The following is a 12,735-nucleotide window of genomic DNA, read 5'->3' on the forward strand; positions in this document are numbered from 1 at the left end:
GCACCATCCCTTGCGGTCTTGGCGAATGCTTTTTCAAAGTACTCTGGAATAGCTTGCAATTGGTGCGGGGACAGATTTGCTAACCTGAAATCACGTTGGCGAAGTCCAGAGAATTCTCTTGACTTCTTGATGCTTCGAATTAACACTTCCATTGGCCTTCATTTGAGTGACTTGCTTTCTGCTCTCCTACGGCCTGAGATCGATTGCTGTGAGTTGTTGCGAGTAGTGATCGCTTCCACCATGCGACCGGCGAATCCTGGACGTGATGAACCATTCCTCGGGTGCTCAGCCAGATCTAAAGGTGATCATCCCAACGACCAGCGCACATCAGGCGTTGCTGGATGGTCTGGCTGATGGAGAGGCTTCTCGTTTCCCTTTATGAATTAGCAAAGTACGCTGATCTGTTGTGAAATCATTGACCACTTGTTTTGTCTACAGATGTTCTAGCCGGGAATGTGTCTCACTCACATGATCGAGTGGTATCGACCTTGTCGATGCGATACACATTATACGATGATCATAAATGCTAAATTCTTGGCAGTCGGCTTGTCTAGGGGGTGAGGTAAATCTGTCTGTTTGATCCAAACCAATCATTTCGTTGATCATGACTGCCATTCAAGATGAACAAGAGGCGATTCTTTGTCGATCCTGTGGAATGTGCTGCAGAGGGGCTTTTTTTGTTAATATTAAAATCTCAGAAAATGAAATTAACCCCTTAAATCAAACGACAAGGCTAAAGCCCTTCGCTAAAAAAAATAAATTTTACTCTCCTCAACCTTGCCCGGAACTGGGCACTCATGGTTGTTTGATCTACGATCGTCGCCCAATTGATTGTAAAAATTACGAGTGCCAACTGCTGGATTGCTTAAAATCTGGCATCAAGTCGCTTGATGAATGCTTATCAGATGTGCATTTGCTCCAAAACAAGTATGATGAATTATGCAGATTTATGCTGAAGCAAGATTCTGCACCCTCCATTGATGTTTTTAACCTTCGGTTCGAGTTGGCCCGGTTCTTAACTTCCAGCATGGCTCATGTTCAGAGTGATATCAATATCGACGGTTTGCCTGCTCGCGAACAGCTTATTCTGATTTATGACTATCTTAAAGTCGTCAATGATAAATTCAGGCAGACAAAATTGCTGCCTAAGATGACTGAGCTAATGGCGTTGGTATGGATTAAACGTTTGCGATGACTTGTGTTTCAGTATCTGCAACTTTGGTCGTCCCTATTTTGGACCTGAGGTGATGACGTCACCATCAAGTTCCATCGAGATTGAATGCCGGGTCAACGCATTGCTCAAGCTCGTGAGCGTCGCTGACCAATATTCAGTTCGATGCTTGGATTCCTCCGGCCATGAACTGTTTTTATTTTCATACTCCAGCCTTGAAGAGCGAGCAACTGTTGTTTCATTTAAGGCCAGAACTTGTGAGCACCTTCGCACTCAAATTCTAAATTATGTTTCTGATTTGTGCTCTCGTAAGGGGCAAAAGAGTTTCAACCTGATCAAGCTTGAGCGAGTTGTTGATTATACCAGCGTGTCCTTAGATCATTTTGCGCAGTTGCTTGCCAATACAAGGCGAAACTATTTTCCTCATGGAATTGGTTTTGATCAAAACATGGAAACCGTTGTGTCTAGAGACGAAATCAATGGATGGTGCCTGCTCTATTCCAGTGATACGAAATCTTGCTTTTTTAGAAAAGATAATTTCAAAAACTACTTTAATAAAACTGGTAAAACAAATGTTTTTAGGGACTCTGATGATCCTTCGTGTATTTATCTTTTCAATACTATAGCTGGCTTCTCTGATCCTGAAGGTGTCAGCAAAATTGTTCGGGCGAATTCATACAATTGCCTTAGAGAAGATTTTGTAAGTCCTAACCTTTCAACAATACAGCAGGTGGTTCACAGAGCAACCGAATACCTTGCGCGTCAGATTGATGCTTCTGGTAAGTACACCTATGGACGGTGGCCTTGTTTTGACAAACACATACCCTCCTACAACATGTTGCGCCATTTCAGCTCTACATATGCGCTGATTGAGGGATGGGAGCTCAGCGGCAAGGACGTTCACCTCAACAATGCAGCCAGGGCTATTGATTGGGGGATTGCTCATGGCTTTTATCAACAGAAGGTGAATGGCAGAAAGACTTGTTTTTTGAAAGAAGGCAATGATGAGCTGAAGCTTGGTGGAAGTGCGCAAGCAATCATCGCCATTTCCAAATATATGCTGGCTTCTCAGGACAGACAATATGTCAAATTTTTACCCTCCATGTTGAGGGGTTTGCTCTATTTTCAAGCTGAAGGTGGTATACCCAATCACGTTTTGCACTGCTCATCTCTTGAGGTTAAGGATAAGTTTCGGACGATTTATTACGACGGTGAGGCTTTATACGCTCTTCTTATGGCCTTTAAAGTCTTAAGGGCTGATTGTTTGCTTGTATGCGCCAAAAATCTTGCCCAATCATTTATTGATCGCGATTACTTTCAATATCGCGATCATTGGCAGGCTTATGCATTCAGAGATCTTTATCTAATCACTGGCCATGCAGACTATTTGAATTTCTTGGTTAAAAATATATCAGGTTATACGGGGTTTGTGAAGGACAGAATCACGACGTATCCCACCCTGCTTGAGTTGTGCGTTTCAAGCTTTCAAGCTTTTGATGAGGTTCGTCGGAGTGGCTGTCTGCCCAAGTCTTTCAACAGTGAAGGATTTATCAGTGCAATGATCAGCCGAGCAGAGTATCTGCTTAATGGCTTTTTTGCGCCGGAGCTCGCCATGAACTTCAAAAATCCTGATAGTATCGTTGATAGTTTTTTTATACGCCATCATGGATTTCGAACGCGTATTGATGATAATGAGCACTACATCTCCGGTCTCGCTGGTTACTATAATCTAATCAGAAAGTATTTACAGGCATTTGATCAGTCTCTGTTTCGCAATCGACCTTTTACTCTGAATGATCTTCGCATTGTAAAGCTGTCTTTTAATCACAAATCCCTTGTTGCTCAATTCCGGCCTACCTCCACGCATGTTCGTTCGAGCACTACTGTTGCCATCAAGATCACTCCATTCAAGCAGTTGCCGTTTCAAATGTATCAATATTTACGGCATCATCCAGTATCTTTTGAGAGTCAATACCAATTTTTGATCCCATCCATTCATGCTTTAGAGCAGCATGGAAAGACAACTTATGTTGAATCAGACTGGTTGGAGCTGAAGCAACGCCGTGAAGCAAGGCTACATCACTATGATCATTCACGTTTGCTCGTTGAGGCGATTGCTGACTTTGAACATTTTTTCTCTCAAGGTTTAACTTTCACTGGAGCAAAAACAAGCTATCACAATAGGCAGATTTCGCTATCACGCGAATTACTCCAGCAGCTGTTTGCTGATGACGATCAGGCTATTGATATCTCTAACATCTTCAACAGTATCCACTATTTATTTGCCAAGGTTGTGCATTTTGCTGTTACCCACGTGAATCCAGATTTGATATGTATTTGTCATAATGATATGGCTTCTTCCAATGTGCACCGCTTTGGCAATGGCTCTGATCTGCTGCATGACAAACTCGTCATTATTGATCTTGACGAAGCATTGACTGGGATCTGGGGGCAGGATCTACGATTTTTGATTCGATATAACTTAAATGAGAAGCAGCTTAAATCCAAGCATCTTGCTGCTTGTGAACAGTATGTAAGTCGTCTTCGCCAGCATGGACGTTCTTTATCGGTGGAGCATGTGTTTTATGCCTCCGTCTTTGAGTATGCCTACAAAAACTTCAATATTCATCGTCAAAAGCCCCAACGGCAAAAATTAAAAGCATTGATTGAGTCAATTAACGCTGTTAGGTTGCTGCTTGAATAGTTCTTCCTTGAATCGCCATTTGTTGCTCCTGTCGCTTTCCAATTCTTGAGTTTATCTTTGAAATTAATCATTGTTTTCTTTCTTTCGGCGATAAGAACAATTGTTCTGCCCATGGTTGTTGCTATTTGAGCAGATAGCCCATCCCGCGTACGGTTTGAATTAGCTTGTCGTGCCCTGGTCGTTCGATCTTTTTGCGTAGATAGCGGATGTACACCTCCAGGAGGTTGTCATCCCCAGTCCAGCTCTGTCCCCAGACCGCATGAAGGATTGCTTTCCTGGCGAGAGTTTGCCCGGGGTGTTGTAAAAAATACATCATCAGATCATATTCTTTAACAGTAAGCTTTTTAATGATTCCAGCCCGATTCACTTCCCGTGTTTCCGTGTTCAACTCCAGGTCGGCATGCTTACGAAGCGCACCCTCGAGATGATCCGTCTCCATGCCGACTCGGCGGATCAGTGCTTCGATGCGGGCATCCAGTTCCTCCAAGGCGAAGGGGAACGACAACACATCGTCTGATCCGGCCTGTAATGAAATCACCCGTTGGCGAAAGTGATCGTTATTAATCAGATGAATCAACGGCAGTGACGATTTCTGAGAACGGATGGAAGCCAGCAGTTCCACTCCATGCTCGAAGCCCTCGCCTTCGCTGATGATCACACCAAGATCTGGCCGGTCCTCCAGTTGTTCCCTGAGATTGGCGCCGATCTTGTTTTGGATGATCAGATGGCAGCCCTTGCTTCCCAAATGTTTGCCGATAAGGGTGGTTGAATCTGACGGACGTGCAAACAGGAGAACCCTCCGTTCAGACCCCACGCGGCTGATGCAGAAACCTCATCATTTTAGGAATTCACGCTTCAGCCATCAAGGCCAACTGGATCTACTGATGTGACGCTGTCGTGCAGTGCATGGTCTGTGATGGACAGATCCAGTGCGGCGAGCACTGAATCAGCTGCGAAGTTCCCCTCGTCATCAGGACTCAGTTGAAGGCTACCGCCATCGGCTTCCTCGAGCGTTAATTCTTCAGCGATCGATTTCAGCACCTGTTGCTCCAACAGCATGAACTCATCGCTGGACAACTGATGTTGATCGAGAAAATCGCTCACCATGCTGTCGAGCTCGTACATCAGCCCCGCTTGTCGCGTTGATGGAGCCTCGAGTTCACCCACTGGAGAGCGAGCCCGGTCGAGAAATTCAGTGACCAGCTCTCCGATCGATGCTGTGAGCGGTTCCAGCGCGGTTGTGAATTCAGCCATGGTTAGCTCCCTGAGGAGTAATCGTCATCACTGGCATCCACAACATGAATGTCCATTGTCTCGCTGATTGTGCTCTCAGCAAGTTCCAGGTCGCGATCAAAACTGTCGTCTTCTATCTCAACAGACGCTTCTTCTGCACCGGCAACTGACTCCACGCCCGTGGCGTCAGCGTCCTCAAGGTTGGCTCCATCGTCTTGGGTCATGAGCTCGTGCTGCACCTCGGCGATCACGCTTTCATCGACTGGATTTTCATCCATGAATTGATCCACCATCTCAGCGGTCGACAAATCGTCGATCGGATCTGGATTGATCGCATCGGCCTCAGGGGCGGTTGCTTGTGACTCAGCGCCGGCAGCCGTCTCTTGCTCTGGCTGTGGTGGTTGCTCCACTGCATCGCTGTTGAGGCCGTTGCCTTCAGCGATCTGGTTGAGGTTGCCCGTGAGATCCAGCAGTGCATCACTGCTCAATTCAGCATTGGCGACCTGCGTCAGCACGTCGGTGTAGTCGCCCTGGGTGAGAACCTGCACGGCGCTGACGGCATCCACCGCATCGTCATCGGGCGTGAGGGGAAGAATCGCACTCTCAATGGCCAGTTGGCTGGAGGAGAGGAAGTCGACAACGTTGGCATCGATGCCATCGAGGCTGAGCTGTTCAGTCACATCGTTGATGAACTGCTTGTCTGCCAGCTGGATGGGACTATCTGCAGCGTTGGCCACGATCTGATCGGCCAGGGCGGTGAACACCTCAAAGGACACCTCTGCAGGAGAGCTCTGCTGCTGTGCAGCACTGAGTTCCGCCAGTTGCACGGCGAGTGTCATCACGCCTGCGGTGGTGGCGAACACCTCGGCTGTGCTGGTCATGGGGTTGAGGGCCGTGATTGGTGTCTCCGTTGGTAGATCCAGGGCTTGCTGCAGGTCGGCCTGGGCCGACGCTCGTTCGTCACCGTTTTCGATCCGTGCCTGCAGGAGACTGGTTAGTGGTGTGATCACACCGCCTGCGGCTGGTCCAAACAGGTTGATGGCGTAACTGAGGCCTGTTTCGGTGTCCGTACCGCCGGTCTGTACGGCGCGGGCCTCACCGAGGGTGAAGATGCCGTCTTGATTGACATCGAGATCTGCCAGGGGGATCTGCCATGCCACTTCACCGTTCGCATCGGTGACCCCGATCAATTCATCGGCGTCGATGGATCCATCGAAGTCTTGATCAAGGAAGAGTTGTGCACCTGCGATGGGCCCATCCAAGGTTGCGGAATCAGCTGCGATGGTGATGTTGGGTGTGTTGCTTCCGCTCGATGCCGTTTGCCCGCTGGCTTGCAGGCTTCCTGTGGGCACATCAACGTAGAAATCCTCGTCGGCTTGTTGGTCTGAATATTGGACGGCGATTTTATAGACAGTGCCACCAATCTGAGAGGCTATACCCGTCTGTGTTACGGCTACTTGGCTGATGTTGTCGCCGACGATTGAGATCGTGTCGTTGTCTCCATTGGCCCGGAAATCGTCGATAATATCGATTTCATTAGGAGTTGGATTGACGATGTTGACTTTGACATTGTCAAAGTATATTTCATCAGTACTTTCCCAGTTTCCACTTGATTTGAATCGAACTGAGAACGAGAGGCTGGCATTTCCGCTTATGTTGTTTGTGAAATATTGTGTGAGGTCAAGTGTTTGGCTTCCGCTGCCACCAGATGTTCCCGTGACCCTAAAGTTGGTGGTTGTTTCATTGTTTCCTGGGCTCACAAGATACACTTCGACGTATTCATTGGCTTGGTTTGCGCTATCAACCCAGTCAAATGAGAGATTGATTACGCTGTTTTGATTGATGTCTGATTGATTGATGGTGATCAGGTCACTGGTCAGGGATTTGTTGTTATCAGCGTTGTCGAATCGAATTGCGGTGCTGGAAACATTGGTGTCATTGACTGCTCGAATAACTCCAGTGTCGGCTCTGCCTGTGCCGTTGTTGGCATTGCCATCACTATCTCCACTTTCATCCCACTGCCCCCAGTTTCTGCCATTAGCGGATAGTTGTGTTTCGGTGTCGAAATCATCAAAGAACACCTTGGTGGGTACGCCTTGGCCTTTGAAGAATCTGAATTGATCATCTCCGCTACCGCCGGTCATCGAATCGCTGCCTGTGCCCCCTGTGATTTCGTCGTTGCCATCTCCTCCAGCAATGGTGTCATCACCTTCTTGTCCATAGATCTTGTCGTTGCCTAGGCCGCCGTTGATATCGTCGTTTCCATTGGCGCGTGTTCTCCCATTGACTTCTGTTTCTTGTGCAACTTGGTCTGAATTAGATCGTATGTAGTTGATCGTGTCTGTTCTTGTCCAGTTGGTTCCTGGTGCCGTCTCGAGATAATTAAAGATTTCCCATCCTGATCCCACTTCAAACCCTTGATTTGTTGTGGCATTGTATGGAGGGATGAAAATCCCTCCTTGCGTTGTTCCAATCAAGTCGTCTGTAAATGTTACATCTCCGAAGATTAAATCGTCACTTGCTTCGCCATTAATGTCATCATCGCCTGCGGCTATTAGTGATGTAAATCCGCTGATATCTCCCAGGACCTGCTCAAGTTGATCGCCAGATGTGACGTTAATGGCTTGACCACCTCCTTGGACAAGGCTGAGGTTGGCGAGCTGTGATGAACTAACGTCAATTCCTACCGCTTTGATGTCAAATCCTGGATTGACGTTGGAGTTTGTTATTAATGCACGTTCGTCAATGGTATCGTCGTTAGTGGTTCCGCCTTGATTCCAGTTTCCCTGAAAGTTGCCAATCGCGCGATTAATCTGGAATTGAGTTGTTCCAGTATTAACGTTGCTAGTGTTGCTTGTGCTAACGATATTTCCTATGTAGTTTGCATTGGGTTCTCCGTCTGATATGAAGATTACGGTGTTTTGATCTGTGTCGTTGGTGTCGAATGGATCTGGCTGGTAATTGTTGACCACCCCTGAACCATTCTCGTTGATCCACCCTGAAGCCCTTTGTAAACCGCCTTCGTAATTGGTGAATTGAGTATTTTGTAGGCCGGAGCGAATATTGTTTATAACAGTTGTGGCTGCCTGAACTACTGGCATATCATTCCCTGCTCCTGCTTGGAATTCAAAAACCCCGAGACTCTGCGCTCCAGTGCCAAATCTTACAATTTGAACTCTTGCGGCAGCTCCACTCTCGTCAATATCTTTAAGAAGGTCGATGACACTCCTTTGTAGAGCCTCCAGTCTTGAAATGGTTTGGCCGCCAAAGCTTATATTTTCACGGACCATGCTTGTTGATATATCAAGCACCAATGAGAGATTGACTTTTTGATTGACTCTTGATGAGCCACCGACGTCTCCAATTAAAATATCTTCCCCTGTTGTACCGTTGATGGTGCCAGATCCTGGGGGATTGATGTCGGTTTGAGTGATTAAATCGTAGTCAACTTCGTATGGTGTGCTTGAGCTAGGAATGTCATTGACATTTTGACCGACCTTTAGAACCGCTGCCGGTGTTGCTGCCGTCCAGGTGACGTCAAAGTCGGCGTCAACAAAGTCAAGATCTCCGTCTGTTAATTTGACGTTAAAGTTTAACGTTGTATCAGTTGCCCCGTCTATTGTTGCGTATTCTTGGACGGTGTAATCCGGCTGGCTTGGGTCGAGGGTGATTGTGAAAACATAGCCTGCGGCTAACGGGTCCGCTTGTTGGGCAGGCGTTAGTAAACTCCAATCGAGGGCTGTCTTTGTCGATGCAATCAGTTCTGTTCCATTGTTGATTAGGTAATAGCGAACGACATTTCCTCCACTTGTTATTCCAGCGTCATCACCATCAGTGATTCCAGTGAATGTCACTGACCCTAACTCGTCGGCCCCAGGATCAAGCGCTGTTGCTGTAGGAGTGTTCAAATCTCCTGTTTCAGCACTTGATCCGTCATTGTTGAGTGTTACATCTTCAGGCGTGAAGTCAGCTGGGCCGTCATCAAAGAACTGGAAGTTTCCAGCGACGTTGCCTGAGGAGACGTCTTGAGTGAGGAAATCGCCGTCGGAATCGGTGGTTTTGACATCAGCGGAGATTTTGATGTCGAGGGAGCCGTCACCGAGGGTGACCTTGTCATTCGGAGTGGTGCTGTAGGTGCCTTCTGTGACGGTGCCACCGTTGAGAGGAGGGACCCCAGTTGTGCCTGTGCCATCGGTGATGACGGAGTGTTCGAAGGCCTCGAACTGGGTCTGAGTGATTTCTCCAGAGGTCTGGTTGATGGTCAGAGAGAAGACCGGATTGCCGCTGGTGATGCCAGTTGAATCGGTACGGCCCTCGATGGTGCGTGAGTCAGGTGAGAGATAGGCGTAGACCGGAGTTGCAGCGTTATCGGAGAGTGTGAGCCCTGTTGTGAAAGCCCCATCAGAGCCGATGGAAGTGCCAGAGAGCTGGAAGGTGAAGCCACTACCAGCGGGATCAATGACAACGTTTGCGGGAGGATCTGAGTTATCGGCGCCGTAGTCGGGAGTGACGGCGTTAATGAAGGCGTTGGCGAGAGCGGCAGAGGTAACAGAGGCAGGAAGTGCCTTGTCATTGCCGTCGACAGCGTTGGGAGGGACGGCCGTTGTTGAGAGACCGCCATCACCGGTTTGGAGTGTGAAGCTGGCGAGAATTTTGGCGGGGACATCAGCAGCTTCTGCTGGGCCGTCATCAAAGAACTGGAAGTTTCCAGCGACGTTGCCTGAGGAGACGTCTTGAGTGAGGAAATCGCCGTCGGAATCGGTGGTTTTGACATCAGCGGAGATTTTGATGTCGAGGGAGCCGTCACCGAGGGTGACCTTGTCATTCGGAGTGGTGCTGTAAGTGCCGGGTATAACGGAGCCATCGGGATTCAGGGATGGCGTGCCGTTGGTGATGACGGAGTGTTGGAAGGCCTGGAACTGGGTCTGTGTGATTTGGCCGGTGGACTTGTTGATGGAGAGAGAGAAGACCGGATTGCCGCTGGTGATGCCAGTTGAATCGGTACGGCCCTCGATGGTGCGTGAGTCAGGTGAGAGATAGGCGTAGACCGGAGTTGCAGCGTTATCGGAGAGTGTGAGCCCTGTTGTGAAAGCCCCATCAGAGCCGATGGAAGTGCCAGAGAGCTGGAAGGTGAAGCCACTACCAGCGGGATCAATGACAACGTTTGCGGGAGGATCTGAGTTATCGGCGCCGTAGTCGGGAGTGACGGCGTTAATGAATGCGTTAGCGAGAACGTTTGAGGTGTCTGTATCAGCAAGTTGTTTGTCGTTGCCGTCTGAGAGACCGCCATCGCCTGTGAGCAGTTCGAGCCCACTGAGAATGGGTGAGACGGCGGAGGTTTCGGTTGGGCCGTCATCGGCGAACTGGATGTTTCCACCAAGATCGATCGAGGCATCGGCACTCAGACTTTGCCCGGATGCATAGGTGTCGGTGACCGTTGCGGTCAGCTGAATCTGGTTGTTAGCCAGAAACATTTTGTCGAGCAGTGTTGCTGCATTGCTTGTGGTTGTGTCAATCCCGTTGACGTGTTCAATGGGTAAGAACTGTTGGAATGTCAGTATTCCGTTTGAAGAATCAATCGATACGGTGAAGACCTTTGTGCTGTTATTGATGTTTGAAAGTGAAGTTGTCCCAATGATGACCCCATTATCTTCGATGATAAAAATGTCGTTGGTTCCGCTTTTTAGGGCCGCAGTTTGAGATTTCTCGTTGTCTCCATTGAGTTGTGTTCCTTCGGGAACCTTTAATTCGAGGCTGTAGGAGATGTCTCGGGAGATTAATCCCGGCGCATTGTTTGGTTTGACGGTGAAGTTGGCAGCAAAGCTGACGACAGCGATTGCTCCCAATCCTGTTGGGCCGACGATTGAAGGAACATTTTTAGCTTGATCATCGCTGGATTGAGCCCCAACAAAATTTCCGTTGTTCAGGCCACCATCGAAGACCAATACATCACCGAAATCCTTTGCGGTGATGCTTGGGTCTGTCGGCTCTGGCGACGGCCCAGGTGTCGGCCCAGGTGTCGGCCCAGGCGTCGGACCAGGTGTCGGACCAGGTGTTGGTGTTGGCTCCGGTGTGGGCTCTGGAGCTGGTTCGGGCGTCGGTTCTGGATCAAGCGCTTCCTGCCTGGCTGGGTCGTCATCGAATGGGACGCCATCAAGAATTGCCTGTGCCAGCACTGATGGCACCAAAACAACCACATCACCCGGTGCAAATGCCTGGTCTTCCGTCGGTAGATCACCCCCACCCAAGCCGGAAGGAGAGAGAAGCGGATCACCGGCAATCAGAACCCGAGCGTCTGGTGGCGGTAGCTGTTCAACAGTTTCTGAATACCCCAGATAGTCCGTGAGTGGCACCGGCGTGTAACCCTCAGGATTTGGGGTTTGGCCTGCAGCTTGATAATCCTGTGCAGATTTCAGTGCTCCCGCGAGCTGGTTGCTTGTTTCCTGGTCTTGGGCATTACCGAGGAGCTCTTCAAACATCTGCTGACAGAGGGATCTTGATCAACAGCTAGACGCGCCCTGTCTGCTCCCCTTACCGAATTACTGCTTGTGCGCAAGCGTGTTTGTGCCACTACTCTTTTGCGGTTCGCAGAGCCCTTGCTGCGCAGTCAGTTTCGCGGCTGAGAAGATTCTGAGACTTTCATGGGAATTAAGGGCTTTTGAGTTCAGGAGAGTTGAGTTACTTCTTGAGTTGGCTCTTAGTTTTTTCTCACTTTTTTCTCAGTCAGCCTCTTGGCATTCACTGGTGCGGTGCACTCTCAGTACCGATGCAGGGGCGCTGCGGATGCCCCAATCCGGTGGACTGTCTTCGCCATGGCTGGATGTGGTTTGAGCTGTTGGCTGCGCGAGGCCCTTTGCTGCCGTCGCTGACGACGGCCCTCATCCATGCCTTGGACCCTGGTGATTCCTTTGTTACGACTGCAGATCTGATCGTTTTTGCGAGGAACCACGTGTTGTTGTCGTGATCAGATCGCCCACCAGCATTGGGGACACAAGGTGCTTTCGCAACGAACGCAAGACGTCTCTTACGGTTTGGATCTGAATCGGCGTCAGCCCCTGGATCAGATCATCCATCAGCATGATCCAGTTGTCGCCGATCAGCTCTGGGGTTGTTGACCAAGGCTGGCCATGAAGCTCTATCACGCTTCACCGTCCATGCAGGGCTCGACAGGTGGCCGGCACTTCAATGTGTTCTTTGATTTCTATCCAAGGGCCCCTGCAGCAGATCAGCCATCCATGGCGTCAACACCAAATGAACTGCTTGGTGCTTCCACTGAGGCCTCCATCAGTGTCATGTCCAGTGCAGAGAACACCGATCCGGCATCAAAATTGCCCAATTCATCCTGATCCATCTCCAGGGCATTGGTTTCTGTTTCCTCGTTGATCAGGTCTTCGGCAATGGAGTTGAGAACCTGTTGCTCGATGCTTGAGAATTCATTGGCATCGAGCTGATTCTCATCTAAAAAATCACTGACGAGTGAATCGAGTTCATACATCAGATCTGCTTGCCTGGTTTCAGATCCGGGGGGCTCGTTCCCACCGTTTCGCGCAACCTCAAGAAATTGATCAACCAAATCCGAGATTGAGTGTGTGATGTCTTCTATTGAAGGATTAAGATTGGCCATGGC

6 protein-coding genes are annotated in these 12,735 nt (G+C 49.1%); 2 read left to right on the forward strand and 4 right to left on the reverse strand.

Annotation, left to right across the window (positions count from 1 at the left end; translation table 11 throughout):
- The first annotated feature begins 604 nt into the window (after positions 1–604).
- On the forward strand, positions 605–1,195 hold the full coding sequence (locus tag KR52_RS06830) for a YkgJ family cysteine cluster protein (RefSeq protein WP_084221958.1): 591 nt from the start codon (positions 605–607) through the stop codon (positions 1,193–1,195).
- Between the two features lie 145 nt (positions 1,196–1,340).
- Entirely contained in the window at positions 1,341–3,875 is a 2,535-nt protein-coding gene (locus KR52_RS13265) for a hypothetical protein (protein ID WP_156957626.1), read from the forward strand.
- A gap of 121 nt (positions 3,876–3,996) precedes the next feature.
- Here KR52_RS13265 and KR52_RS06840 read toward each other — a convergent pair whose 3' ends face one another.
- The 4 genes from KR52_RS06840 to KR52_RS06865 form a co-directional block, all read right to left on the reverse strand.
- Entirely contained in the window at positions 3,997–4,620 is a 624-nt protein-coding gene (locus tag KR52_RS06840; RefSeq protein ID WP_156957627.1) for a response regulator transcription factor, read from the reverse strand.
- Between the two features lie 110 nt (positions 4,621–4,730).
- On the reverse strand, positions 4,731–5,129 hold the full coding sequence (locus tag KR52_RS06845) for a hypothetical protein (RefSeq protein WP_038553966.1): 399 nt from the start codon (positions 5,127–5,129) through the stop codon (positions 4,731–4,733).
- Between the two features lie 2 nt (positions 5,130–5,131).
- Positions 5,132–11,587 (reverse strand): S-layer family protein, encoded by a 6,456-nt coding sequence (locus KR52_RS06850; protein WP_156957628.1) that lies wholly within the window; start codon positions 11,585–11,587, stop codon positions 5,132–5,134.
- A gap of 746 nt (positions 11,588–12,333) precedes the next feature.
- Positions 12,334–12,732 (reverse strand): hypothetical protein, encoded by a 399-nt coding sequence (locus tag KR52_RS06865; protein WP_156957629.1) that lies wholly within the window; start codon positions 12,730–12,732, stop codon positions 12,334–12,336.
- Between the last annotated feature and the right edge of the window lie 3 nt (positions 12,733–12,735).

Origin of the sequence: Synechococcus sp. KORDI-52, assembly GCF_000737595.1 — a bacterium.
Lineage (GTDB): Bacteria > Cyanobacteriota > Cyanobacteriia > PCC-6307 > Cyanobiaceae > Parasynechococcus.

Coding starts and splice junctions, on each gene's coding strand:
- KR52_RS06830 (WP_084221958.1), top strand. CDS start 605: ATGACTGCCATTCAAGATGAACAAGAGGCGATTCTTTGTCGATCCTGT.
- KR52_RS06845 (WP_038553966.1), bottom strand. CDS start 5,129: ATGGCTGAATTCACAACCGCGCTGGAACCGCTCACAGCATCGATCGGA.
- KR52_RS06850 (WP_156957628.1), bottom strand. CDS start 11,587: ATGTTTGAAGAGCTCCTCGGTAATGCCCAAGACCAGGAAACAAGCAAC.
- KR52_RS06865 (WP_156957629.1), bottom strand. CDS start 12,732: ATGGCCAATCTTAATCCTTCAATAGAAGACATCACACACTCAATCTCG.